We start from the raw sequence: 25,522 nt of genomic DNA, 5'->3' as shown, positions 1-25,522 counted from the left end.
TATGTTGGCGAAGCGTATCATCCCTTGTTTGGATGTAAAGGATGGCCGTACAGTAAAAGGGGTTAATTTTGTCGATCTTCGAGATGCAGGTGATCCCGTGGAGCTCGCTTGGCAATATTCGGAACAAGGAGCGGACGAACTGGTGTTTCTAGACATTACGGCTACACATGAAAAACGGAAGACAACGATAGAGCTGGTCAAGGCAGTAGCAAGACAGGTCAATATCCCTTTTACGATAGGTGGGGGGATCAATGAGTTGAAAGATGCTGAGGTGTTGCTTAATTCGGGAGCTGATAAGATTTCGATTAATTCTGCTGCAGTGCGTAATCCAACGCTGATTGATGAACTTGCCCGCTCGTTTGGTCGACAGTTTGTTGTGGTGGCAGTAGATACGCGTGTCATTGAGGGGAAGAACTTTGTTTACTTGCGCGGCGGACGAGATAAAACGGACATACAGACGGAGGACTGGATCAAGGAGGCTGAGCAACGCGGAGCAGGAGAGATTTTGTTAACATCGATGGATCATGATGGAACGAAAAATGGCTTCGACAATACATTCTTAAAGAAGATTAACGACACCATACATATTCCATTGATCGCTTCAGGTGGTGCAGGAAAACAACAGCATTTTGTAGATGTGTTTCAGCAAACAAATGTGGATGCAGCATTGGCGGCTTCGGTATTTCATTATGGAGAAATTCTGATTCCGGAATTGAAAGAAAAATTGCGGACGCACGGAATTGTGGTGAGATAAATACTTAATATTAAAATAATGTTAGATTTCGCAAAAGGAGACGGATTAATTCCCGTTGTTATACAAGATAATCAGACACTGGAAGTGCTGATGTTGGGGTATATGAATGAGGAAGCGTGGGTAAAAACCCAACAGGAGGGACGTGTAACCTTTTATTCGCGAAGCAAAAATCGTTTGTGGACAAAAGGAGAAGAGAGCGGTAATTTTCTGGAAGTAGTGTCTTCTCACATAGATTGTGATCAGGACACGCTGTTGATCAAGGTTAAGCCGGCTGGTCCTACTTGTCATACGGGTGCCCGCAGTTGCTTCCAAACGGAATATAACCAGAACTTCCTACTGCAATTGGAACGTATCGTACAGCAGCGTTACGACATGCCCACCGAGGAATCCTATGTGAATAGATTACGACAGCGGGGGTTAAATAAAATTGCGCAAAAGGTAGGCGAGGAGGCTGTGGAAACAGTCATTGCTGCATTAGCAGAGACCGAACATGATTTTATTAACGAATCTTCGGATTTATTTTTCCACCTCTTGGTGTTACTTCGGGAAAAAGGATTGGATTTACAGACGATTGCCAAGAATCTGGAAAGCCGGCATCAATAAGAAGGAAGCGGGTCATGTACACAATCGATATTTCTTTAGCTAATACGCTCTCGGGTCATCAAAACCCAATTTTCACGATATCCGGCGGGTTGGATTCCACGACTATTTTTACAGGTGGAAACGATAAGGGGGTAGTCGAGTGGGATTTGGAAAGTGGTAAATTCAGGCGTATTTTATGTGCTGTCCCGGCATCGGTATATGCACTGCAACTTCTACCGGAAGAGGGAGTTTTGATCATCGGTTTGCGTAATGGCGAGGTATGGTTCGTGGATATAGAAAAACAAGCGCTTGTTGGTAAGACGCAGACAGAAAAAGGTGCTGTATTTGCTATCAAAGTACTCCCAGAAAAAAGGGAAATCATTGCAACGGGGGAAGAAGGTGTCGCCTATGTATGGTCATTGGATACCTATACGTTGTTGTATAGATTCCATGTAGCGGACACGACGGTGCGTGTCATCGAACCTTATACTAAAGTGAATCAAATAGCTTTTGGGGATAAAAATGGTTTTGTGCATTTATATGATACGACTGATTTCCGGGAAATAGCGAAACAGCAGGTACACAGTCTGCCTGTTACCGCATTGGCAACGACAGATACAAGCTTGCTTTCGGGAGGAAGGGATGCAAAGCTTGTCCGACTGGCAAAAAAAGATTTGTCGGTTCTTCAATCGATAACCCCACATATGTTTACTGTATATGGTATACTTCCTCATCCTACGTTGCCGATTATCGCTACTATCAGTCGGGATAAATCCATCAAGATATGGGATGCATCATCGTTATCGCTGCTTAAAAACATCAGTATAGAACGTGGATTTGATGCCCATCGCCTCTCTATTAATACCGCCACTTGGGTGGAAAACCAATTAATTACCGCCGGCGACGATAAGCTCGTGAAAGTGTGGGATGTGTCTTTACAAGATATTTAATTTACCTATAAACGCTTTAATGCGGCTTTAATAAGTTGTTCTACTGTTTGTTCGGGATCACTTGCTACTAAACTGTTTAATACTTTTTCCGCCTGGGGTTTACCAAAACCCAGCATAACCAATGCCGATAGTGCCTCTTCAGGTACAGACTGCTTGGCAATAGGAAGCGGAATGAGTGCGTCCGGCCCTTGTTTTTTTAGTTTATCCTGCAGTTCGAGGATAACACGCTGCGCGGATTTCGGCCCTATTCCCTTTATTTTCTGGATAACCTGAACTTGACCATTAATGATCGCACTTTGGATTTCTTCGGGTGTAATGGAAGAAAGCATCATACGCCCTGTATTTGGGCCGATACCTGACACGGAAATCAAATGGTTGAACAATTGTCGCTCTCCTTCCGTCGCGAAACCATAAAGCGTTTGGGAATCTTCTCTAACTTGAAAAGAAATATACAGCTTACAGTTCTCTTGATCTTTGATCTGACTAAAAGTCGTCAGTGAGATATGGACATGATAGCCAATCCCACCCACGTCAAGGACAACATGGGTGGGGGCTTTGAATATTAGTTTTCCGTTAAAATAATCGTACATATTTATTTGTTTTTCTCGTGTTCTTGCACATCCACCACAGCAATGGTAACCATGTTAACAATCTCACGAACGGAACTATCTAGTTGCAATACATGCACAGGCTTGTTCATGCCCAGTAGGATTGGTCCTAACGCTTCTGCATCTCCTGCTTCCTGCAACAATTTGTAAGCGATATTTCCCGATTCTAGATTAGGAAATATCAGGGTATTTGCCGGCTCACCATTTAAGGTACTAAATGGAAAATTGGAACGTAATAAATTACTATTTAATGCGAAGTTTGCTTGAATATCACCGTCTGCAATGATGTGAGGTGCTTTCTCTCGTAATATTTTTGCTGCTTCACGTACTTTTGTAGCAGTGAACCCTTCGTTTGAGCCGAAATTGGAATAAGATAATAGCGCAATGCGCGGAGTAATATTGAAACGTTTAACAGCTTCATCCAATAAAATGGCGATGTCGGCCAATTCGTCCGGTGTAGGGTCTGCATTAACAGTCGTATCACCAAAGAAAAGAGGACCTTTGGACGTGAGCATAATATACATCCCTGCAACGCGGCTGTTTGGTTTTGCGCCGATAACTTGTAATGCTGGACGTATCGTCGTTGCGTAATTTCGGGTCAATCCTGAAATCAAGGTGTCAGCTTCGCCAAACTGCACCATACTAGCCGCGAAATAGTTGCGGTTGGTTGCTAGCAATTTGGTAGCTTCATGCTCTGTCAGACCGCGGCGCTGTCTCTTGGTATAAAGATGCTGTACGAATTTGTTGAAACGTTCTGAGTCTTTTTCTTCAGCAGGATTGATGATTTTTACATCGTCGAAATCGAAGTTGTATTCTTGGATCAAGCTCTGGATCTTCTCTCTGTCTCCTAATAAGATAGGGAAAGCGATTCCCTCTTCTTTTACGATCTGTGCTGCTCGGAGTGTTTTGTAATTGTCTGCCTCTGCAAAAACGACCCGTTTTGGGTTTTTCTTGGCTCTGCTAGTTAAATTACGGATAATCCGATCGTCTTTACCCAAACGCTTGCGAAGATCTTCTTTATATTGTTCCCAATCTTGTATTTCTATTCTAGCAACCCCAGAAGCCATGGCTGCTTTTGCTACAGCTACGGATACTTCTGTGATCAAACGAGGATCGGTTGGCTTCGGTATGATATATTCGGGACCAAATTTCAAGTTGTTCGTATCGTAAGCTTGATTTACTTCTTCGGGTACAGGTTGTTTTGCTAGCGTAGCGATGGCGTTAACAGCAGCAATTTTCATTTCTTCGTTAATGCTGGTCGCACGAACGTCCAATGCACCTCTAAAGATGTAGGGGAAGCCCAATACGTTGTTTACTTGATTCGGATAGTCCGAACGTCCGGTGCCCATAATTACATCAGTCCGTGTATCCAAGGCTAAATCGTAGGCAATTTCGGGGTTAGGATTGGCCATGGCCAATACAATCGGTCTTGGCGCCATTGAAAGCAGCATTTCCGGTGTTAACACGTCTGCGGCGGATAGCCCGATGAATACGTCAGCATCTTTTACAGCGTCGGCGAGGCTGTGAATATCACGATCTGTCGCCCATTCAGCTTTTGTCGAACCTAGGTTTTCCCGGTCTTTACGAATCACCCCTTTACTGTCCAACATAACAATATTCTCCTTGGAGGCTCCTACGGCTACATACATGGCCGTACAGGAAATGGCTGCAGCCCCGGCTCCATTTACGACGATTTTGACTTGGCTGATGTCTTTATTGATCAACTCACAAGCGTTGATAAGGGCAGCACCCGAGATAATAGCTGTTCCGTGCTGGTCATCGTGCATGACCGGAATATTCATTTCTTCTTTTAGACGACGCTCAATCTCAAAACACTCAGGAGCCTTAATATCTTCTAAATTCACGCCCCCAAAAGTCGGTTCAAGCGCTTTTACGATATTGACAAATTCGTCGACATTTTTAGTGTCAAGCTCAATATCAAAAACGTCTATATCAGCGAATATCTTGAATAATAAACCTTTTCCTTCCATTACAGGCTTACCAGCCTGTGCACCAATATCACCTAATCCCAATACAGCAGTACCATTACTGATAACTGCAACCAGGTTTCCTTTGGAAGTATATTTGTATGCGTCCTCATTATTTTCAGCAATGGCCAAACATGGTTCAGCTACACCAGGTGAGTATGCCAATGATAAATCTCGTTGTGAATTGTGGGGCTTTGTTGGAACAACTTCAATTTTTCCAGGTCTACCTTTGGAGTGGTAGTCCAAAGCGTCTTTTTTTCTATTGATACTCATTTGTTTAAATAAAAAGTAAAAATGAACTTTAAATTGTACGGCTACAAAGCTAAAACTTCAAAAGAAGATTAGCGAATTTTTAATGTTATTTAAGACTATTCAATAATTTAAACATCTCTTGCCGCATGGCGGACGTGCTTCCTGTGTAGTTATTAACCAGAAGCGAAAATGTAACCGGCGTACCTGTTTTACCTGTATGGAAACCGGTATATCCCAAAACTCCGCCAATAGTGCCACTTTTCATCGTTATACCATTGATAGTGGGCAGGCTTTTTTGAAAATCGGCAAACCACGGCCTGCCTTGTGCATAATGCATGATTTTGGCCATGGCTAATGTCGTAACACGGTTTTGCGAAGAAAGCCCGGAACCATCTTGGATACTCAGTTCACTGTTCGGTATGCGCAGTTTTTGTTCCCAATACTTGCTTAGCAATGATGCTGCCTTCTGGGTAGTAGATTCGTTATGGCTGATGATACCGAAACTTTTGAGCATCACCTCACCATATAGGTTGATACTTTTTTGATTGAACCAGTGTACGATGTCTTTCAAAGCAGGAGATTGATGTGTGTCAAGTTCATGTTTTTGTTGATTTAGTGTTATCCCTTGATTTAATAGACGTTTTCCTGTGGTCGGTATGCTATCTACAGTAATACCCGCATCTGATAACGAGGTTGTCAATTGCTGTGCTAATGCCAAAGCGGGATCCGGTATTGCTATTTCGATTACCTTTTTTAGATCTCTTCCGTAAGTTCCACGTAAATATACCATATCAGAGTACGGTGCAGAATAGGCATAGACGTTGTCACCGGAACCATTTGCTCCTGTCGTAACCTCATTGATTAATGTAATTCCAGAAAACGGGGTATTGGTAGAGGCAATGTTGGCGGGTTGTCCTATAGTACTTGGCGAGAACGTAATACCAGCTTTATTTTCACGCCAATTTAACCCCGAAATACCTGCGCCGTAATAATTTCCTATATCCACCCAGTTCCACGTGGGCGGAACATCATTGCCGTTTAGATATAGATCGTCGCCTACTATACGCCCGTTGATATGATTAATACCAGCATGCTGAACTTTATATACCCACTTGTTCAGCAGGGTTTCTGCTTTTGTGTTGGTATAGCGGTCGCTACCTAACGTCGGATCGCCGGAACCGATGACAATGATGTCACCATGTAGGACGCCCAAGCTGTCAATTTCACCGGTGTAGGCCAGCTTGGTTTGATAGATATAATCCGGTCCTAAAATATCTAATGCGGTGATCGAGGTGATGACCTTCATCGTGGAAGCTGTCGGTAATCCGATGGAAGCATTATTTGTATATATCGGTTGCCCTGTTTTGCCGTCCAATACCGTGAAGGCCGCGATTCCATTAGGGAATTTGCCACTTTTTATAAACTGTTGATAGGCGTTGTTGATGTTGTCTCGGAGCGCTTGTCCGTAACCTGGGTGCGTGGACAAAAATGTAAATAGGATTAATATTGTATAGATTGTCTTCTTTACCATATCTTGTTTTTTATGCAAACATAAAGAAAACGATTTTTGTTTCCACTTTTGGCTATTTCATTACATATTTTCTAACTTGCGTAGATAATAGAAACGAATGCATATGACATATAGAGAACGCTTAGAAGCTATTAGGAGAGAGATGAAGTCGCTAGGGATTGATGCTTATATCATTCCGTCGTCAGATCCACATATTAGTGAATATTTACCGGATCGTTATAAGTGTATTGCCTGGGCTTCTGGTTTTACCGGATCAGCAGGAACATTGGTCATTACGGCTGATTTTGCAGGATTGTGGACGGATGCGCGATATTTTGTGCAGGCAAATGAACAATTGGAAGGAACGGGATTCGAACTCGTGAAATTGAAAACGCAAGGTGCTGCGGAATATGCAACGTGGTTGGCGGAGCAGCTTCCTGCTGCTAGCCGCGTGGCATTTGATGGAAATCTAGCTTCGGTAGCATTGGCGAAGGCAGTTAAAGATGCGTTGTTACCGCTGGAAATTGTAGTAGACGGTCATGTGGATATTTTAGAGACGATCTGGAACGACAGACCGATATTACCGACAGCTCCTGCATTTTTATTGGATGAATCCACTACGGGAGAAAGCACGATAAGCAAATTAAATCGTGTCCGCGAGAAAATGAAATCTAAACGTGTTTCTGCCCATCTCGTTTCATCCCTAGATGATTTGGCATGGTTGTTAAATATCCGGGGGAACGATGTGCCATGTAATCCTGTGGTTTTAGGATTTGTATTGTTAGTGGGGAACGAAACCACTTTATTTATCGATCTTAATAAATTGAACGATAAAGATAAAGGGACACTGGAGGGATCGGCAGTGCAGATAAAACCTTATGCGGAAGCTTTTCAAGCGGTTTCTTTATTAGACATTGACGCTATCTTGCTGGATCCAAAACGGACCTGCTTCGCGATGTATGACTCCGTTCCGAAATCTACTAAAATAATAGAGGATCTCAATCCATCCACGTCAATGAAAGCTGTGAAGAACAAAGTGGAAGCTGCACATACGCGGAATGTGATGGTTAAAGATGGTGTGGCAATGACTCGTTTTTTCAAATGGGTAGAAGAGGAAGTTACACACGGAGCGTTGTCAGAAATTTCGATTGCAGATAAACTACAGAAAATACGTGCCAAAGGAAATGATTTCGTTGATATTTCCTTTGATACTATTGCAGGCTATCGAGCGCATGGTGCGTTACCGCATTATAAAGCCACCGAGGAAAGTAACGCTGTTTTGAAACCAACGGGACTATTGCTCGTGGATTCGGGTGGACAATACGAAGATGGTACAACGGACATTACGCGGGTCGTATCGCTTGGCAATATCACGGAAGCAGAAAAAACAGACTATACCCTCGTTTTGAAAGCGCTGATTGAAGGTTCCCAACTGGTGTTCCCTAAAGGAACACGAGGGTATCAGATAGATGCGGTTACAAGACGTCCACTTTGGGAATCGTTACGCAATTATGGGCATGGCACGGGGCATGGCGTGGGTTTTTTCCTAAATGTACACGAAGGACCGCATGTATTTAATCCGACGAATGTTGATATACCTGTCGAAGAGGGGATGATTTCTTCTATCGAACCGGGATTATATCGAGAAGGAGAGTACGGCATCCGTATTGAAAATCTCGTTTTGAGTAAAGGTTTTGAATCCAATCAATTTGGGGATTTTATGCATTTTGAAACCTTAACGATCTGTTATATTGCAACGGATCTCGTTGATAAATCTTTATTGGATGATAAGCATGTGCAATGGTTAAATAACTATAACGCATGGGTATTCGAGAAGCTAGCGCCTCATTTGGATACGGATGAAACGGAGTGGTTGAAGGAAAAGACGAAAGCGATATAATTTAGTTTTGAATGAATGAATTGTAGGGCAACCGGAACGGTTGCCCGTTATTTTGATCTATTGATTCTTTTTTGGATTAAAAGCTGCAATGATTCCTGCCGGATTTAAGTTTTCGTCGTTGAGTAGGTAAGCGTAAGTGCGATTTTTATATATATAAAGGGTAGACAGTGAAACTAATAGACTGTCAAAAAGTTTATCTTTTGTATCAAAGAGAAGTGTTTGTTTATCGTACTCTTTTTGGTCTCTATCATATAAAGGTAATTCCATTTCGTGACTACCGATGGTTTCGTAGGATTTCCGGGGAAAATTAAAACCTATTACATCAAATTTAAGTACAATGTGACTGCACTGCTTGGGGACATAAAGGTTACGGTGTGTTTCGAAAGCGGGCAATTGTATGTATGTGTTCCCCACTTCATCAAACGATACTTTAGGATCAAAATACACATAATCATAAATATGGCACTTTTCGTTGAATTGAAAGTCTACTAACCGTTTGATGTTACCATCCTTAACTTGCATAAACCCTTTGGTTGCTTTCCCGTTGCCCCGTAAAACACGTTGCATAAGTTTCACAAGCCGATTGTGCATCTGACCATCGTGTACTTTCCTGTGAGCAACGATGAATGCCCTTCGGATAAGCGATCCTGCAGAACTTGCGGTACCGAAATCGGAAGCAGCCGCTTCTGTCCATTGTGTTTGCCGAATTTTACCCGTAGGTTTGGTCTGCACAACATTTTGTGTGCCGACTTTGCGATTGACCACATTCCCAATCTGGCCTCTCAAATATCCATTATCAATTACTGCCATACCCCAAATGTATTGTTTTATGTTGTTGATAGATAAGTTTTTGTGAATTTTTCTAAAAATGAAAATCGTGAGGTACCGGGCATTATCATTTTTATAATCGTGAAGTACGGACGATTATGAAAATGATAATGAGTTTCTGCTACGATCCGCTAATGCTGTACCTATGGCATACCCCTGCTTCGCTAATACCAGTAGCTGTATACAGGGTATAACCACCGTGAAATTAACTTGTCAACGATATAAACTTGGACTCAACATGGAGAGAACATGGACTCACGGCGGACACACCTACTATGAGGGGTAGATGATTATCGGATCATCTGGGAAAGATTGTCGGCGTATTGGAGCGTGAGCTGTTAGGCCGTATCAATAGATAAACGCTTGAAATGAGGTTCTGTTGCCGATGACCATAAAGTTTATCTAGATTTCACATGTAAAGGCTTTGTTGACAAATCGCCTATCTTTGTTATATTTTCTATTCAATGGTTTGGTTAAATAGCGTATATGTATAGAAAAAATATATAAATAGTTTGTTTATTGAAGGTTTATTTATATGTTTGTATAGAAAAACTATACATAACGAACGATATGAATTCAAATTTCCATATGAACAGCGGCGGAATAGCCAAGGATAACGATTTTTCTTCAAATAAAAATGCACAAACCATCAATCACATCTATCTTCATCCCAGTTCCAACCAGAGTGAATTTGATGACTGGGTGAGAAGGATTGGATCCCTATTACAGGTGGGCTCTGACTATGAAGCGCTAAAACCCGCTCTGGAGCTTATTGTAGCGTTATTTGAACCCACCCGACTGTTTGTGATAGACCATTCTGCATTGTCTGATTTTGATATAGACTCTTGGGTAGAGATTCTTGTGGTTATAGATGAATCGCAAATCAGCTCAAAGAAACTCACGAAAGGTATTCTCGATATGGCATGTTTCAAACAAAAGAACGTTGCGATTCATTTCGAAACCTCCGGCATAGTTGAACGCGGTATTGAAAATGCTCATCCTTACTATTGTAAGTTTTGCACAGAAGATAACCTCGTGTTTTCGAATAGTCCCTACCGACTTCCAAAAGTTTCGGATAACGCATTGTCTGAACTGAATCAAGAACTGCCCCAGCGCTTTGAAAAGTTCTTCGCATAAACTAGTTTATGTTTGTCGGAAGCAGAGCAATTGACAAAAAAACAATCAGCTAACCTAGCGGCATTGATGCTTCATCAGTGTATGGAATATCTGTATAAGAATATTTTGTATGAATATGAGCACAAATTTTACAAGACTAAACTTTTATGCCGGCTGCATGCTAAAGTGAAAAAATTTTTACCACAGGTATGTTCGCAAATGAGCAAGGGCACTATTAATGCGCTCGATGATACGAGATGGATAACTGCTCCAGGCTACGATATAGGAGACATCTGGGATGTACAAGTTGTAATGGAAGAAGTAACTAAAGTACTAGGGCTTGTAAAGGCAACTTTTGAAAAACAAATTGCATTATTATATGGAAACAACGCAATCTAAATTGCCTCGAAAATCAATATGGATTTGGGACGAGGACTACCCGTATTCATTAACACAAGAAGAGCTTAAAAACCCTTCACTGGCTTTAGAAGATATTTTTAAACATTATTCACTTACGGATTGTCAATACTTACTTTGGGAGTGGAAACACTGCCATTATAGACCGTATCTTTTTTCTTTTGGAAATGGATTGCATACGCTCTATCACTTCAAGTGTAGACTACAAAAGCTTCTTAATGTTGCATGGCTTATAGACGAGGAATTTAGTTGCTCGCAGTTATTGATTCCATGCAATGATACCTCCTTTCAGACTTTCAGAAATACTATTTACTGTATCTTCTTAGGAGAAACAAGAAACTCATTGAAGACCACAATTACGCAATTATTTAACGAAGAAGATGGGCTTCAGGGGTTTATGAATGTATTGAGACATTGGTGGGATTTGGGTATAGATTGGCGACATCTAGATGTTGGTGACAGGTGCCAGGTAGGGAATGAAATCCCTGAATTTAGGCGTCTTATGCTGATGATCGAACTAATGTATTTTATTTATAAAAGTAATTATATGAGGGAAGAAACTAATCTATATGCAGCAAGTGCTTACCTTTCTTTGGAAGAAGCAAAGCACCCGGCAAAGACACTGATGAAAATCTTCAGCAAATGGGAATATGAAGATTTGAAGAAACTTCTTCGAGACCTCTTTTATACCATGCATACTCATTGTGGTCTTGAGGAGGGAATCATGGGAAGTCGATGTGGAATTATACACACTTATCATAAACTGATCGGATTGGCGCATACACTATCGTTACAGGATAATAGATATTTTGAAGAAGAGAAACATTTTACAATGAATTATTCCGACGTCGGAGACTTCTCTACTGAATATAATTTTTATCCACTTCACTATTTATTAGAGACCGATGTAGCAAATCTAATTAATAATTTGAGAGGATACGATTATCATTTATTGCACAGAAAGCTTCACGAGTATGCACTTCTACTAAGCGGAAAAGATGGAAGTTTTGAGGAGGAAGACGGACGGAGAGCAGTTCTGTTATTCCAAGAATTGGAAAAATTAATGGAAACGCTTTATCTCCTGATGCTAGATAGGATTCAAATAGATTGGTAGGTTAAAATATAAATATTATGGATTTATTAAAACAAATTGGCCTCATCGATTTAGAGACGAGTAAACGTGATATGTCTTATGAAAGCATGCTGACATTATATTGGGAGTTTTTTGATGCCGCAGGATATGAAAGCCATTTGCTTGCAAATGACAAGCTTTTAAGAACAGTGATGTCAAATGACATCTATCCTGATTTATATGCTGGAAATGCGATCTACCAGTTGGAATTGAATAGAAGATTAATAGACCTGGGTTGGTTATATTTAACGTACAAGGAAGAAAAAGGTGCTGCGAGTGAAATAAATAACGTGTCTAAGCAGCAAGAGTATCGCCCAAAGTTTGACTATAGTCATGAAAGTACATACTACTTCGACGATTATTCGTGGTTAGGAATGGAATTCGATAAGGACCATGATCCATTTAAACAGGAGGATGATTACAACGAAGTAGTTTCTAGATTTAAAGGAAAAGTGCGATGGTTAACGTTGGATGAGATCGCCGACCCCTATTCATTTTATGCATCAGCTTTTGATAAAAAGACACATCAAGATTGGATACAACTCCTCACGATTTGGGGAGAGTATACATTTTTACCAAAAAGTATTTGCCATGCAATGGACGGAGGCGAAGTATATGATAATTATGTACTCTTTCAAAAATTGACGGAAATGGCTTACTTAATACACCATTATGAAGATTACGTCCCGGATTCAAGAACGTTCTTGTATTTGGATTTTTGCGAATACCCTTCTAGTCTGTCGATAGACGAAATTATAAATCCACAACTGGTACTATTTGGTATGTTTGAAAATAGGACCAAAGAAGAAACTATTAATGAGTTTTTTTGGTGGGTGGATTCTGTTCTTAATGGTGCATACACAGCTGATTTCAGCCGGACGTATAATATATACGTAGCCATCATAAAACTTGCGGAGTTTTGTTGGATATTTAAACCTTATGTTAGAAAGGGAGCGAGTCTGAAAAGTCGTGCGGAGAATGATGAAAATGCCTACTACGCATCTTTTTTTGAAACATTAAGCTATCACAACCAATATTTGGATCCAAGAGAGAAAGAGCGTCCGCTATATGCTCTTAATTGGGTTTTCGCTACCTATAATAGAGACCTGGGTTCACTTAGATCTGTATTAAGATGGACGTTTGAAGCGTCTTTTCAAAGTAAATCGTCGCTACTTAACGATACCATGATAAAGGATTTAAAAACGAATTGTGCTAAATTGATAGAGCTGACGCATTTCATTTATATGGTTATGTTACAAGAAAAGAAGTAGCTATACCATTTACGCGCAATCTGCCTCCTGAGTATGCGCCCATTTTTTTTCTTAGCAACCCCTTAGCCTCTTGAGAGGAGACGTAAAGTCGTAGATTAAATAGTTTCCAATTTGGAAACTATTCCTTATTTTTGTACAAAATATGATTATATTGAAATTAAGCCTATTGGACGCTTTTAAGAAGAAGCATGCCAATAGTCGGAAAAGCATAGACGCATGGATAACCTTAGTAAGATTGGCTGAATGGACGAAAAGTCAAGATATCTTGCAAGATTTTCCTACTTCAAAGATTGTTACCGCAAGCAGGGCGCGATTTAAAATTGTAGGAAATAAATATAGATTGATTATTGAAGTTGAATATTTGGATAAATACGTTGATATCAGGTTCATCGGGACACATGAGGAATACGATAAAATCAACGCTAAAACGATATAACTATGTGGTATTTATTAGAAGATAAAAAAGATTACGAAAAAGCATTGAATCGCTTTGAGGAAATAAAGTATGTCAAACGGGGAACTGTCGAGCATAAAGAAAAAATGTTGCTCGTTACACTTATTTCTGACTATGAGGCAAAAACTTTTCCTGTATCCGATATCGATCCAATCGAAATGATTAAAATTAGAATGAAAGATTTCGGGTTTACTCCAAATCAATTAGGAAATAAAAGTTCTGTCAGCAAGGTGCTTAATTATAAAAGACCGCTAACGCTTAGTATGATTAGACACTTTTCAAAATTGTTGAAAATTCCAACGGGTTTTTTGGTGCAGGAATATGAATTGAAAACTTAAGAGAGAGTCAAAGCAATCGAGCAATTCTCATCTATATCTGGAACATAGACAAGTGGCCGAGGTTGTATCCTTAATTGAGTTCGTGCGAATGTTTTTATCGAAATAAATAAACCAATTCTAAAGTAGATAGTCTATCCTCGTAAAGACCTTGTTGATATGAAGAAATTTATCGTTTGTGTGGCGTTAGTGTTGTCGTTTTCTGTTCTGTTTGCACAGCGGGGTGCTATAGAAACGGATATTTTTGGAGCACTCCAGTATACATCCGCCGATGGAGATTATAGAGCCAGTCTCGAAAAAAATATCTTTGATGACTTGATATTTAAAGATAGTCGCAATAATAAACATCAGTACGAAAAGAAATATCTAGATAAGGCTGAGCCTGGTTTGAGCGGGAATAAGGATGCTCAAGTCAGGCTGCTATGGAGGTTGGTAAGGGAAAATAGCAGACGTACCGACTATAGCGCTACTTTTAAGGTAGATATCTTTGATAAGACAATAATTGAGGATAATAAAGGCTATAAGCTGGAGAAAGGGAAGGATATCTTTGGGAACATCAATGTAGAAGAACGGGTGAATGGCTCTCAAGCACAACTCAAGAGAAACCTGAGGGGAGGTCTAGAATACACTCGGGATAAGCATAAGGCTTCTTTTGATAAAGATATATTCGATAAGTGGATTTATAAAGATAGTTTTGGGAATGAGATTCAGTTTGGTCAAGCAACCTGGCAACGTATCCTGGACCAGTACGGCACGGACGAAGAGTTTTTTTGGGAGCTGCTAGATCGATACTTTTACAAGGTATAACCTAGTTCTACCACTTATGATACTGGTCAGTGCAGTCGTGAGCATTGTTCGTGTTCCAGTTGATAAGATATCCCCATTGGCCCATCTGACAATACGGATGTCTCAAAAAGCATTACGTATGATTCAACGGTATAGCACGTTGTCCCAAAGCATATTACTTCTGGTTTATCAGTATGTCATTTTGTGTTAAAAGTAATCACTTTTGACGCAAAAGTACGACACTTTGGTAAGCGTATACTCCTAGGGAACAATGTTTTCTACCTTTCACGCCGCAATTAAAATACGATCGTATTTAGGGCTTATTTTGTTCTAAGTGTAAGTTGCTATTTTAATGCTCCTCTCCCAAAAGCTGAAAGGTGTTGTCAATATGTTTCTCAGAAGCTTTCCAGTCGTCGTGTCCGGGTATAACCAAATTGATCTCTGGATAGTGGGCTAGTAATCTAGCAAGGGACGGCTTCCATTCCTCCACCTTACCGTCACCAGTGAAACCGAGATTTTTGGCGTCGGCACTTTTGATAAAGCAACCGCCGTCCAGAATTTTGTAATCGGGAAACCAGACCACTACATTGTCCATGGAGTGTCCCGGACCGAAGAAATCAAATACAAAAGATTCTCCACCAACCGAATACATCTTACCTTCTTCGATCCTATGTGTGGCCAGCGGTTTACTGTTCGCACGCAATAGTTCGTTGGTGCGCGCTGTAGCGTGAGTCGGGATACCGATTTTTTTATAATACCCGAAACCTCCCGCACGATCTTCGTGCCAGTGCGTGGCATATACACCGATGACTGGCAGACCGTGCTTTTCCTGTATACTATCTAAAAGCGGTTGATATTGGGTAGAATCCCACGGGGTATCGAAAAGCAATACACCCTTTTTTGTGATGAGGTATAACGCATTCGCTGAAACTTTTGTGCCTTCATATTCTTGATAGGTGGTGTAAAGGTAGAGGTTAGGGTTGATCTGTTCTATGATCAAGGGCTTTTCTTGCCCAGATAGTTTGACTTGTTTGGTACCTTTCTCTTTTTCTATCCAGATCCGGTTTAGCCATAGCTCCTCGTTTCCTTCTACTTGAAACTCTACGCTGTATTGACCTGCTTGATCGACGGTAATTTCACCAATGCGGTTGTCTACAAACTCATCCGTGTAGTTGTCTTCATTTGGTTCGGCGACTACCTTTCCGTTTGGAGCAATAGAGGCCTGCAATATATGGTCACCCAAGCGCACCGAGATGGGAATATCTTCGTTCGTAGGGTTGTGGGCTGACAAGTCTAAATTATACATTCCGGCCTCTGGAAGATACAGATTCCAGGATATTTTCTCACCTGTTGTCTGTACGTATGTAGGGCGTGTTTGGTCGTGCTGGATAAGGTTAATGTCTTTCTTATTGGAGGCATTATCTCCCGATAGAGCAAATCCTCCGAAAGTAGACTCGGCGACAATAGAAGGAACAGTTACGATATCTTTATATGTCAATCGGATAACGGATATAAAGGGATCACTTTGTTGCTGAGGGAGTTTTATGTGCGTCAGAGGACCATATTGTTCAAAATCCAGCGGTTGGCTTCCGTTCACCAATAGCAATTCAGCTTTTTGAGGAGGGCTGTTTATACCTGATAATCGTAGCTTTCCGTCCAGCGGCCAGTTGAATACATGGAGATAGATGGTATTGCTTTTTCTATTTTTTGTGATTTTACCCCAATCATGTTGACTGACTTGCAGATCAAGTCCGGTATTGCCATAAAGAGCTTCGCCGTATCGACCTAACCATTTACCAATATCATGAAGGCGGCTAATGCTTTCGTAAGGTACCGTGCCATCAGCTCTTGGTCCAATATTCAATGTAAAACCTCCATTGAGGGCTACATTACTGATCAGCGACTCAAAAAGTTGACCTGTTGATTTCCAATTTTTTTCTTGTCCGTTGTAACCCCATGAATGAGCAATCGTGCCGGGAGTTTCCCAGGGATGGCCGACATAGCTTGTACCAAACTGATTGTCGCCTAGTGTTTCAAAGTCAACATATTTGGCGTCGGTTGGTAGTCCGAGACGGGAATTGATTAGGCAATTAGGCTGCAATTCCCGGATAAGAGCAACGGCTTGTTCCAATTGTTCTCTTTTGAATATGGTCTTCTCGTAGGGTATCCACATATCAAACCACATCATAGCGATATCACCATAATTCGTTAGGAGTTCCCGCATTTGTGGAATGGCCTTTTCCTGCCAATACTGATTGAATTGTTCGTCCGTAACATGACCTGTTAATTCCTGATTATGGTCCCAAGCGTAAGGATGTTCCCAATCAAGCCAATGCGAATAATAGAAGCCTAGTTTCATCTCATGTTTACGACAAGCATCAGCAATTTCCTTAATAATGTCCCTATTTGTGCCCGACAGTTTCGGTAGGGAATAATCACCAACTTTCGTGTCCCATAGTGCTACGCCGTCGTGATGTTTCGATGTGATGATAATGTATTTCATACCGGATTCTTTCGCTAACACGACCCATTCCTCCGGATTAATTTTGTCCCAGACGAAACGCTTTGCCAATTCGCCATACGCTTCTTTAGATATACGGTTGCGGTAGCGTATCCATTCCGCATAATTATTGGCATAACGGAGTTTCTCTCCTTTCCATAACCCTTCGGCCGCACTATACAATCCCCAATGGATAAACATGCCGTAACGTGCGTCTTCGAACCATGCTGTACGAGGAGGTTGGGCTTGTGTAAACGAAAGGGTTAAAAGATAAAGTGCTATAATAAATCCAAAGATTTTATATTGCTTATGTTGTACCATGTTAAATGGGATTGACAATTCCTAATATACATGAAATTAATAAATAAAATAGGGCCGTTTAAATCTAGACGGCCCTATTTGTGTAAGGGTTTTAATACAAGCCTTAGTTTTGTTTGGCCCACCAAAGTGGTGTAAATAAATTGTCAGCTCCACCCAATAATGATACAGCTTCATTATAGTTCTTTTGGTCTGCATTTCTAAAACTTGAAGGATACCTTAATCTTTGTGGGAAAAAGTTTACCTGGTTTTGCGTATAGTTAGAAGCAGTCAACTGTGGTATCGATGGGATCGGTTGTTCTACAGCAGGGTTCTCAAAGAAAGGCAGCCCCAACCGTCTGTGATCGCTCCACGCTTCCAATGCCAGATACGGGAATGTACCAATGTATTTTTGTGTGATAATTTTGGTCAACTTGTCGTTTTTTACATTACCATTCTGATAAATCGTATTAGATGGATAGGCGATTTGGACAGTTCCCGTCTGATTTGTGTAAGCATCCTTGTAGCTAGCAGTGAATGTTGCAGGAGGTTCAGTGACATGATCGTAATTTACGGATGTCCCTGCTCTGTTATAATCGGTGGAACTCAGGTATTCGTTTACAAATTCAGATACGTTCCAGTAGGCGAAATTTTCTGCAATACCCCTTTCGTAGGCAGCTTTATCCGACATGGGCGTAGCCCATCCTCTTAAAGCGGCTTCCGCAATTAAGAAATAACTTTCCCATGAAGCAAAGAATAGCCGTCTTTGTGAGTGATTCCTGAATTTGTTAATCATTCCTGGTTGTCTGCCATTCTGGCCACGAAATACCATTGCCGCACCTTTTGCTCCCCATGTTCCGGCGCTAAAGGCATTCCATGTGTTTTTGGTATCCAGTTCGTCTGTTCTTGAATCGGACACGGTGATGGTTGCTCGCTGATTGGAGGCTTCTGACCAATATTCCGGATCGGTGGTGTTGCCTGGAACGAAGAATGCTTTGTAAGCGCGAGGATCCATTTTATTAGGCAGTCCATCTAAATAATAACCTTGGCTTGGGTCATTTGATCTTGTTGAAAAGTTATTTAGGTATCGGATGCCCATATCGTTCTCGTTCTTGATGGCACCAAGAATTTCAGGGTTTGTAAACTGATCCGCCGTTTCAATCCCTCCTAATCCAATAAAAAGGTTGTTGAGCGTTGTTGAGATAATCTGTGTATTCCAAGAACGCGACATGACACCTGCCAACGGATCCCAACCATCTTTCTCTTGTACACTAAAATCATGTGAAGCGTCTTGAATATAACGACCCGAAGCGACAGCGTCTTCAAATTCGGCTTTCGCTTTAGTGGGATCTATCTCTGACAAACGCATCGCTAAACGCATGCGCATCGAATTTGCGTAACGTATCCATTTGTCCCAATCGAAACCATACGCAGCATCCCAATCACTTATATCTGCGGCGCTAATAGACTCGTCTATCTGCGCAGGTGCATTTTTCAATTCCTCTAACATGTGGTAATAAACATCTTTTACAGAATCGAATTTTGGATTGATGCCTTGAAAGGCTTCAATAGGCGCCGGACCAAAATTGTCGGTCAATTCACTCATCAAATATATACGCCAAATCCGCGCAACCTGCTTGAGATTTTGGTTGTATACTTCGGCCGTACCGTTTTCTTCTTTAACGTCAGCAATTTCCATTGCTGTATTTGCGTTATTTAACCATTCAGATAAGTAGCGCCAGTAGTCAACATTATAAGTATCGTCATCTGCACCTATATTCAATACATTCATATAGTGATGATGGGCGGCTGTTTTCCAATAATAAATATAGACACGCTCACCGATATGTGGATCCTGCTGGGCTCCGATGATAGCATTGTTCAAAAAGTATTCAGGTCTGACCTGTTGCTCATCTGCCAGCGTAGGATCGATATTCATCTCTTCAAACTTATTACAAGAAGTTGCGAGCGTGCTGATCATGATGGCGATAGCTATTTTAGAAGTTATTCTTTTCATTTTTCCTTAATTTAAAAACCTACTGATATGTTAAAGAAATAAGATCTGGATGTTGGGAAAGCGAGATATTCAAACCCGACAGCATTTGAACTCAATGCAAATGTTGATTCCGGATCTATACCGTTGGCGTTATTTTTAAGCATAGCGAGATTGTTGACTGATAATCCGAATCTAGCGTTTTTTACAACGGAAGATTTCAAAAGGTGGGCTGGAATAGTATAATTCAGCTGTAAGTTTCGGATACGAATATTGGTAGCATCGTATAGATTGGCTTCTGTGATTCCTAGGTTATTGGCGCCGGCTACCGCACTCCAATAGTCTTCTGGTCTCACAGCAGTTGTATTGGTTATGTACTCACTGCCATTCCAAATTACACCATCTACAACAAAATTTTCTCGCTGCCCATTAACAACAGTTTCCGCGGAATTTCCAAAAAACTGCAGTCTTTGGTTTGTTCCGGAGAAGATCTTGCCGCCGAAACGCCCGTCAATTTGGAAACTCAAGCCGAAGTTTTTGTAGGCAAAGGTATTCGTCAAACCCACTAATGCGCGTGCCGTCTGATCTCCCAATAGATGTGTGTCTGGAGCCATCTGCGGAAGCCCCGTTTCCGATTCTAAAATCAACTGTCCGTTATAAGGGCTGCTCGCATCTTCCACACGGAGGTATTTTGTGCCATAGATAGCGCCATACCGTTGTCCAGCTTGTGCAAATATCTGAACATTATCATAACCTCCAAGTACGAGGCGATCAGCTTCGGGATGTAATTCAATGATTTTATTTACATTTCTGGACACATTTGCCGAAGCGTTCCAACGCAAGCCATCTGGGTTTCTCAAAATATCTGCGTTAAGCACAAACTCAAATCCTTCGTTTTGGATGTTTCCGGCATTAGCTTTGAAGAAACCATATCCAGAGAGATTATTCATCGGAATATCAAGCAATTGATTTGTAGAGTTGTTTTTATAGTAAGTCAAGTCTAATCCGATCCTGCTATCGAACATCCGTGTCTCCAGCCCAAATTCGAGGCCTTTTTGAAGCTCGTTAACCACTGAGGGGTCGAACAAAATGTTTCCTCTGTTAGAGGTGGTAACACCTCTTGGGTCATTGCCAACCGCATAGACGTTATACAACTGATAGGCCCCCATGTCTCTACCCGTTTCGGCATAGGAGGCTCTAACTTTCGCGAAATTAAACCAGGTCGGCATATTTTCCCGGATTAAGTCCGATACAACTAATGAGGTACTGATAGAAGGGTAGAAAAAGCTTTTGTTGTCTGGATGCAGCGTGGACGTCCAATCGTTACGACCTGTCAATGTAATGTACCAAACGTTATCGTAGTTAATATCTACGCTTCCATAAACGGAATTAATCTGGCTTTTGTTGATAGTTTCTTCGATACTTGGGTTACCTACGGAGTTACCGATAGTGAATAAATCTGGAATCCGCAATTCACCAGCAGTGGCGTGTAGACCTGTTCTATTTCTTTCCATGATCTGCCCATACAATGAAGCGCTACCGCCCCATTTCCCCCAGAGGTTATCCTTTTGTGCATGAATGCTGGCAATATAATTGTTTTCAAAAAACCGATCTGTTCCAGTCGAATAAGAATTATTGATGTTGCTACCCGAGTAGGTCTTCGATTCGTATTTCGTAGAATAGTTGTCAGAACCAAACCGGACGTCAGCGCTCAACCAATCGTTGAAATCGTATTTGACGGTTGCGTTCATCAGGTACCGATCACGTGTATCGTTGCTTAATTTATTGTGGGCGGCCCAATAAGGGTTTATGCCTGTGTCTAGAAACCACGTCTGAGGGGCGCCCAATTGATCCATTCCTGGCTCAAACTGCGAAAGATCAAACGAACGTGGAAATAGAAGGACTTGGGAATAATAATTCCCATCATTTTGTCCCCCAACGGCACGGTTGTATGCCATGTTTCGCATATACTGCACTTTCACGTCTGTACTCCATTGATTTCTGGAGCCGAAGTTGGCGTTTACGCGATTTAGTAAGTTCAGCCGATTTAGTTTCATGCCCGGCACTTTGCTGTTATCATGTAAATAGGTGGCTGATGAATACAGATTTACTTTGTCTGAAATAGCTTGTTGGAAATTGACGTTTTGAGTAGTACTGAGACCCGTCCGGAAAAAATTACCCATGTTGTCATAGGCTTGCAAGTTTGTTGTAGAACCATCCCACATATTCACTTGTTGTCCTTCAATCCTCGAGCCCCAAGAATAGGTTGACAGCTCCCCATATACGCCGCCTTCTCCTTGGGAGAAATTGTTCTGCAGTTTCGGCGTCATGAAAATATTTTCGATACCTGTAATGGTTGAATATGAAATGCCAACACCTTCCTTGGCTTGTCCGCTTTTGGTGGTAATGAGGATAACCCCATTGGATGCACGTGAACCATACAATGCAGAGGCTGCACCACCTTTTAAAACGGACATGCTTTCAATGTCTTCGGGATTAATGTCGCCCAAACCGCTTCCCATATCAGCTGTCGGATTCCAAAAGTTGTTGTTATCTGCACCGACGAAGTTGTCCATGGGGACGCCGTCCACAACAATCAACGGTTGATTGTCTCCTGCTATGGAGTTAAATCCTCTCAAAATAATTTTCGAGGAGGAGGATGGTCCGTTTGATCCTTTTACTACCTGTAAATTCGCTACCTTACCGGCTAGTGCATTAGCAAGGTTGTTTTCCCGAGATTCGGTTAGCGTCGTACCCTGTACTTCTTGAAATGAGTATCCTAAGGCTCTTCGCTCGCGTTTGACACCCATCGCCGTCACTACAACCTCATCAATCGCTCCAGCATCTTCCTGTAGAGTGACGTTTAATGTTGTTCCAGAAACAGGTAGATCCTGTGGTAGGTAGCCAATCATGGAAAATCTTAGGGTTTGCCCGTTGTTTGCCTGAATAGAATAACGTCCTTCTGCATCAGTCTGTACGGCTACCGTCGTGCCAACTACGGTTGCGGTAACACCGGCGAGTGCCCCATTTGCATCCGTTACTATCCCCGTAACGGTCTGCTGTGCAAATAACATCGTTACGCTAAGCAGCATAATCAACGCCAAACTGCAACATTGTCTGTAAAGTTTGCTCATCGTTTTACTTTAGTTAATTGTTTGTTTTGTGTGTTTATGTCCCAATGCATCTGCTGCACTGCTATGCAGGTGGATGCAAGCAATTGGATGTCTTTAATTTCTGATATTTGTATGGTCGTGCATTTTGCTAGGCGCGGTATGCAGTATTCTTGTATGGAAGATTGAATCTGGGGCAATAATACATCGCCGAACATGGCCCCTTTTCCGCTAATAATAATAGTTTCGGGATTTAGAATGTGGATGAGCGTTGCGATCCCTTTTCCGAGCATGTAAGCTATTTTCCTAATGGCGATAATAGTCACTTGGTCGCCCTTTAAATAAGCTTCGAAAACGTCTTCTAGCGTAAGGTTTTTATGCTTTAGATACGTTTTTTCGAGAGATGAGCGCTGCCCCTCTTGGATAGCCTCGACAATATATTCAATGGCGCATAATAACGATGCTGCTACCTCCAAACAGCCCTTTTTGCCACATGAACAAAGTTTATCTTCATTAGCCAAAGGGATATGGCTGAACTCTCCCGCAAATCCGCTGTGCCCCTGAAAGAGTTTGCCATCGACAATCATTCCTAAACCAACTCCCCAGTTCAAATTAACAACCAGCGCATCAGCAACATCTTTGATTAAACCAAAATTCTTTTCGGCAATCGCGATGCCAGCCGAGTCGTTTTCTAGATAAGTAGGAATTTCAAAATGCGATTGAATATTTTCCTGAAGCTTATATAGTGGAGACTGTGGTGAAAAAGAATTGTTAATGCCTTTTTTTGAGTCCACGAAACCAGGCATAGTAATACCTATGCTTAGAATTTTATCTTTTGGGAATTCAGAAATAACGGTAGTTAACGAATCGATTATCTTACTATAAGTATGGGGGTCATCCCATAAAAGGGTCGTTATTTTCTTCGTAGGTAGGAGTTGCTGATTGGCGAGATTAACGGCAGTAATGTTCGTGGCGTACTGATCCATCGCGACAACGACGATACAGCCGTGTTTTTCGCTGTTTAGCATAAAGTGCACCGCCCGCCGGCCACCGGTAGACGCACGCAAACCACAACTTATAACCAGTTCGGCATCAAGAAGTTCATTAATTGCTTTTGTAATCAGCGGGATACTCTTACCGATCCAATCGCTCAACTCCGCAATGGATTGGTTGGGAGAAAAATATAAAGCCCGTAAGATAGATAGTTGTAGGCTCTCCATGGCTTGTCTTAATTATAGTTTATGTCAGCTTTTTAAATTATTTATGATGGCTAATATATGATTGTTAATTAATAACTTCAAAATACTTTTTAATTTTTTTTAAAAGTATGTGTTAAATAGACTCTTTTTACATAAAGAATTCGGCTATTGTAACAAAACTGTGGTTGGGTAGAGAGGTTTTCTAGTAATTTCATAGCTTCGTTTTCTAATATTCTTTATAATCTAAATGACGATGATGAAGCAACGTTATTATTCCCTAGATGTATTTAGAGGGGCAACTGTGGCGTTAATGATTTTGGTTAATAACCCCGGAACGTGGGGTTATATGTTTGCCCCTTTAAAGCACGCTGCCTGGCATGGTTGTACTCCTACGGATCTCGTTTTTCCTTTCTTTTTGTTTGCTGTTGGAAATGCAATGGCGTTTGTTATTCCCAGGTTGCAAGATGCGGGACAGGCAGTGTTTTGGAGGAAAGTGATAAAAAGGACTTTATTGATTTTTGCCATTGGCCTATTTTTAAACTGGTGGCCGTTTGTGCAATGGGTAGGGGATGATTTGCGGTTTCGGGAGTGGGTGGATTCGGGTAATGGAGAGCGTGGTGTCCGTATATTCGGTGTTTTGCAGCGTATCGCTGTGTCTTATTTTTTTGCTTCTATTTTGGTTTATTTCTTTAAACCAAAAAGCTTAGTTTACTTATCCGCTTTAATCTTGCTGGGTTATTGGGGGCTTTGTGCATTTCTGGGAGAGGGGGATCCGTATTCGTTGGAAGGATGGTTTGGGACGGCTGTCGACAAGCGAGTATTGGGTGTTGCCCATATGTATAAGGGAGAAGGAGTGCCTTTCGATCCCGAAGGTTTAATGAGCACCATACCTGCTATCGTGCAAGTGGTTTTTGGTTGTCTGGCAGGAACATTTATTCGAAAACAGGGACAAGTCGATTGGCTATGGGCGAAAGCGCCCAAGACTACAGAAGCTCATTTCAAGTTGTTGGCTGCATTCATGATGACAGGTTTTATCCTTTTGGTACTAGGATGGAGTTGGTCGTTGGGTTTCCCAATTAATAAGAAAATATGGACAAGTTCTTATGTGCTTTATACGACAGGTTTGGGTATTCTTTCATTGGGCGTGATGATTTGGTTTATTGAAGTACAAGAAATAAAGAATACCTTGACAAGGTTTTTTGATGTTTTTGGCAAGAACCCGCTATTTATTTTTGTGCTTAGTGGCCTGTTGCCACGATTTTTAGGCCTGTTTCGTGTTTCTGATGGTGTTTCTCCAGAGGGCGTGCCACAGTATTTAACGGCTTTGTCTTGGTTTTACAAATATGTGTGTGCAAAAATTCCTGGTCCGCCAGAATTGGGATCATTTGTTTATTCCCTTTGTTTTTTGGGAATCATGTGGGGAATCTGCTACATATTAGATAAGAAGAAGATATATATTAAAGTGTGAGGGATTTTTAATTTTCAGTTTTTAATCTCTATCTTTGCGCTCGATTAATAATTTTTTAACGCTTTAATATTA

General features: G+C 41.4%; 20 protein-coding genes and 1 pseudogene. 12 read left to right on the top strand and 9 right to left on the bottom strand.

What is annotated here, in order from left to right; genetic code table 11:
- Window position 1: 1 nt before the first annotated feature.
- From hisF to H8B21_RS02280, 3 genes are read left to right on the top strand one after another with little or no spacing between them, the layout of a single operon-like run.
- Window positions 2-754, top strand: coding sequence for an imidazole glycerol phosphate synthase subunit HisF (gene hisF / locus H8B21_RS02290; protein WP_190312162.1), 753 nt, complete (start codon window positions 2-4; stop codon window positions 752-754).
- A gap of 18 nt (window positions 755-772) precedes the next feature.
- Window positions 773-1,357 carry a bifunctional phosphoribosyl-AMP cyclohydrolase/phosphoribosyl-ATP diphosphatase HisIE gene (gene hisIE / locus H8B21_RS02285; RefSeq protein ID WP_190312161.1) on the top strand — a complete coding sequence of 195 codons (585 nt, stop codon included), beginning with the start codon at window positions 773-775 and terminating at the stop codon, window positions 1,355-1,357.
- A gap of 14 nt (window positions 1,358-1,371) precedes the next feature.
- Window positions 1,372-2,286: a WD40 repeat domain-containing protein gene (locus H8B21_RS02280; RefSeq protein ID WP_190312160.1), complete on the top strand. Its 915-nt coding sequence runs from the start codon at window positions 1,372-1,374 to the stop codon at window positions 2,284-2,286.
- A gap of 5 nt (window positions 2,287-2,291) precedes the next feature.
- On the opposite strand, the gene ruvA is transcribed toward H8B21_RS02280, so the two are convergent.
- The 3 genes from ruvA to dacB form a co-directional block, all read right to left on the bottom strand.
- A complete protein-coding gene (gene ruvA / locus H8B21_RS02275) occupies window positions 2,292-2,876 on the bottom strand; it encodes a Holliday junction branch migration protein RuvA (protein WP_190312159.1) in 585 nt (194 codons plus the stop codon).
- 2 nt (window positions 2,877-2,878) lie between these two features.
- The gene (locus tag H8B21_RS02270; RefSeq protein WP_190312158.1) at window positions 2,879-5,155 is read right to left on the bottom strand and encodes an NADP-dependent malic enzyme; all 2,277 of its coding nucleotides are present in this window, start codon (window positions 5,153-5,155) and stop codon (window positions 2,879-2,881) included.
- An 85-nt stretch (window positions 5,156-5,240) separates the two neighbouring features.
- Window positions 5,241-6,665, bottom strand: coding sequence for a D-alanyl-D-alanine carboxypeptidase/D-alanyl-D-alanine endopeptidase (gene dacB / locus H8B21_RS02265; protein ID WP_190312157.1), 1,425 nt, complete (start codon window positions 6,663-6,665; stop codon window positions 5,241-5,243).
- A gap of 103 nt (window positions 6,666-6,768) precedes the next feature.
- Between dacB and H8B21_RS02260 the strand changes: the two genes are divergently transcribed.
- Window positions 6,769-8,544, top strand: a complete 1,776-nt coding sequence (locus H8B21_RS02260; protein ID WP_190312156.1) for an aminopeptidase P family protein — start codon at window positions 6,769-6,771, stop codon at window positions 8,542-8,544.
- 57 nt (window positions 8,545-8,601) lie between these two features.
- Here the strand turns inward: H8B21_RS02260 and H8B21_RS02255 are convergent, their stop codons facing one another.
- On the bottom strand, window positions 8,602-9,354 hold the full coding sequence (locus H8B21_RS02255; RefSeq protein WP_190312155.1) for a hypothetical protein: 753 nt from the start codon (window positions 9,352-9,354) through the stop codon (window positions 8,602-8,604).
- Window positions 9,355-9,942: 588 nt separating this feature from the next.
- Here H8B21_RS02255 and H8B21_RS02250 point away from each other — a divergent pair.
- The 7 genes from H8B21_RS02250 (at window position 9,943) to H8B21_RS02220 (ending at window position 14,904) form a co-directional block, all read left to right on the top strand.
- The gene (locus tag H8B21_RS02250; RefSeq protein WP_190312154.1) at window positions 9,943-10,509 is read left to right on the top strand and encodes a hypothetical protein; all 567 of its coding nucleotides are present in this window, start codon (window positions 9,943-9,945) and stop codon (window positions 10,507-10,509) included.
- A gap of 12 nt (window positions 10,510-10,521) precedes the next feature.
- Window positions 10,522-10,887, top strand: a complete 366-nt coding sequence (locus H8B21_RS02245; RefSeq protein ID WP_190312153.1) for a HEPN domain-containing protein — start codon at window positions 10,522-10,524, stop codon at window positions 10,885-10,887.
- Window positions 10,868-12,019 (top strand): hypothetical protein, encoded by a 1,152-nt coding sequence (locus H8B21_RS02240; RefSeq protein ID WP_190312152.1) that lies wholly within the window; start codon window positions 10,868-10,870, stop codon window positions 12,017-12,019. Before H8B21_RS02245 ends, H8B21_RS02240 begins: the two co-directional genes overlap by 20 nt.
- A gap of 17 nt (window positions 12,020-12,036) precedes the next feature.
- Complete coding sequence (locus H8B21_RS02235; protein WP_190312151.1) at window positions 12,037-13,308, top strand: hypothetical protein; 1,272 nt, start codon at window positions 12,037-12,039, stop codon at window positions 13,306-13,308.
- Window positions 13,309-13,450: 142 nt separating this feature from the next.
- Window positions 13,451-13,744, top strand: coding sequence for a type II toxin-antitoxin system HigB family toxin (locus H8B21_RS02230; RefSeq protein ID WP_190312150.1), 294 nt, complete (start codon window positions 13,451-13,453; stop codon window positions 13,742-13,744).
- 2 nt (window positions 13,745-13,746) lie between these two features.
- The gene (locus H8B21_RS02225; protein WP_190312149.1) at window positions 13,747-14,100 is read left to right on the top strand and encodes a helix-turn-helix domain-containing protein; all 354 of its coding nucleotides are present in this window, start codon (window positions 13,747-13,749) and stop codon (window positions 14,098-14,100) included.
- A gap of 156 nt (window positions 14,101-14,256) precedes the next feature.
- A complete protein-coding gene (locus H8B21_RS02220) occupies window positions 14,257-14,904 on the top strand; it encodes a hypothetical protein (RefSeq protein WP_190312148.1) in 648 nt (215 codons plus the stop codon).
- Between the two features lie 328 nt (window positions 14,905-15,232).
- Here H8B21_RS02220 and bla read toward each other — a convergent pair whose 3' ends face one another.
- From bla to H8B21_RS02195, 5 genes and pseudogenes are all read right to left on the bottom strand, one after another.
- The gene (bla, locus tag H8B21_RS20860; RefSeq protein WP_190312918.1) at window positions 15,233-15,943 is read right to left on the bottom strand and encodes a BlaB/IND/MUS family subclass B1 metallo-beta-lactamase; all 711 of its coding nucleotides are present in this window, start codon (window positions 15,941-15,943) and stop codon (window positions 15,233-15,235) included.
- Between the two features lie 723 nt (window positions 15,944-16,666).
- Window positions 16,667-17,704: pseudogene (locus H8B21_RS20855) on the bottom strand (alpha-L-fucosidase); the annotation flags it as partial.
- A 103-nt stretch (window positions 17,705-17,807) separates the two neighbouring features.
- Window positions 17,808-19,697, bottom strand: coding sequence for a SusD/RagB family nutrient-binding outer membrane lipoprotein (locus H8B21_RS02205; protein ID WP_190312147.1), 1,890 nt, complete (start codon window positions 19,695-19,697; stop codon window positions 17,808-17,810).
- Between the two features lie 11 nt (window positions 19,698-19,708).
- Entirely contained in the window at window positions 19,709-22,807 is a 3,099-nt protein-coding gene (locus H8B21_RS02200; RefSeq protein ID WP_190312146.1) for a SusC/RagA family TonB-linked outer membrane protein, read from the bottom strand.
- On the bottom strand, window positions 22,804-24,003 hold the full coding sequence (locus tag H8B21_RS02195; RefSeq protein WP_190312145.1) for an ROK family transcriptional regulator: 1,200 nt from the start codon (window positions 24,001-24,003) through the stop codon (window positions 22,804-22,806). The genes H8B21_RS02200 and H8B21_RS02195 overlap by 4 nt, the downstream gene beginning before the upstream one ends.
- Window positions 24,004-24,238: 235 nt before the next feature.
- Between H8B21_RS02195 and H8B21_RS02190 the strand changes: the two genes are divergently transcribed.
- Window positions 24,239-25,450: a heparan-alpha-glucosaminide N-acetyltransferase domain-containing protein gene (locus tag H8B21_RS02190; protein ID WP_190312917.1), complete on the top strand. Its 1,212-nt coding sequence runs from the start codon at window positions 24,239-24,241 to the stop codon at window positions 25,448-25,450.
- Window positions 25,451-25,522: the final 72 nt, after the last annotated feature.

This window comes from Sphingobacterium chuzhouense (assembly GCF_014692525.1).
Classification (GTDB): Bacteria; Bacteroidota; Bacteroidia; order Sphingobacteriales; family Sphingobacteriaceae; genus Sphingobacterium; species Sphingobacterium chuzhouense.
Note: the sequence above shows the minus strand (reverse complement) of the source record. Positions and strands in the feature narration are given on the sequence as shown.

Excerpts from the sequence above, each read along its gene's own strand:
- hisF (WP_190312162.1), top strand. The coding sequence starts at position 2 with ATGTTGGCGAAGCGTATCATCCCTTGTTTGGATGTAAAGGATGGCCGT.
- hisIE (WP_190312161.1), top strand. The coding sequence starts at position 773 with ATGTTAGATTTCGCAAAAGGAGACGGATTAATTCCCGTTGTTATACAA.
- H8B21_RS02280 (WP_190312160.1), top strand. The coding sequence starts at position 1,372 with ATGTACACAATCGATATTTCTTTAGCTAATACGCTCTCGGGTCATCAA.
- ruvA (WP_190312159.1), bottom strand. The coding sequence starts at position 2,876 with ATGTACGATTATTTTAACGGAAAACTAATATTCAAAGCCCCCACCCAT.
- H8B21_RS02270 (WP_190312158.1), bottom strand. The coding sequence starts at position 5,155 with ATGAGTATCAATAGAAAAAAAGACGCTTTGGACTACCACTCCAAAGGT.
- dacB (WP_190312157.1), bottom strand. The coding sequence starts at position 6,665 with ATGGTAAAGAAGACAATCTATACAATATTAATCCTATTTACATTTTTG.
- H8B21_RS02260 (WP_190312156.1), top strand. The coding sequence starts at position 6,769 with ATGACATATAGAGAACGCTTAGAAGCTATTAGGAGAGAGATGAAGTCG.
- H8B21_RS02255 (WP_190312155.1), bottom strand. The coding sequence starts at position 9,354 with ATGGCAGTAATTGATAATGGATATTTGAGAGGCCAGATTGGGAATGTG.
- H8B21_RS02250 (WP_190312154.1), top strand. The coding sequence starts at position 9,943 with ATGAATTCAAATTTCCATATGAACAGCGGCGGAATAGCCAAGGATAAC.
- H8B21_RS02240 (WP_190312152.1), top strand. The coding sequence starts at position 10,868 with ATGGAAACAACGCAATCTAAATTGCCTCGAAAATCAATATGGATTTGG.
- H8B21_RS02235 (WP_190312151.1), top strand. The coding sequence starts at position 12,037 with ATGGATTTATTAAAACAAATTGGCCTCATCGATTTAGAGACGAGTAAA.
- H8B21_RS02230 (WP_190312150.1), top strand. The coding sequence starts at position 13,451 with ATGATTATATTGAAATTAAGCCTATTGGACGCTTTTAAGAAGAAGCAT.
- H8B21_RS02225 (WP_190312149.1), top strand. The coding sequence starts at position 13,747 with ATGTGGTATTTATTAGAAGATAAAAAAGATTACGAAAAAGCATTGAAT.
- H8B21_RS02220 (WP_190312148.1), top strand. The coding sequence starts at position 14,257 with ATGAAGAAATTTATCGTTTGTGTGGCGTTAGTGTTGTCGTTTTCTGTT.
- H8B21_RS02205 (WP_190312147.1), bottom strand. The coding sequence starts at position 19,697 with ATGAAAAGAATAACTTCTAAAATAGCTATCGCCATCATGATCAGCACG.
- H8B21_RS02200 (WP_190312146.1), bottom strand. The coding sequence starts at position 22,807 with ATGAGCAAACTTTACAGACAATGTTGCAGTTTGGCGTTGATTATGCTG.
- H8B21_RS02195 (WP_190312145.1), bottom strand. The coding sequence starts at position 24,003 with ATGGAGAGCCTACAACTATCTATCTTACGGGCTTTATATTTTTCTCCC.
- H8B21_RS02190 (WP_190312917.1), top strand. The coding sequence starts at position 24,239 with ATGAAGCAACGTTATTATTCCCTAGATGTATTTAGAGGGGCAACTGTG.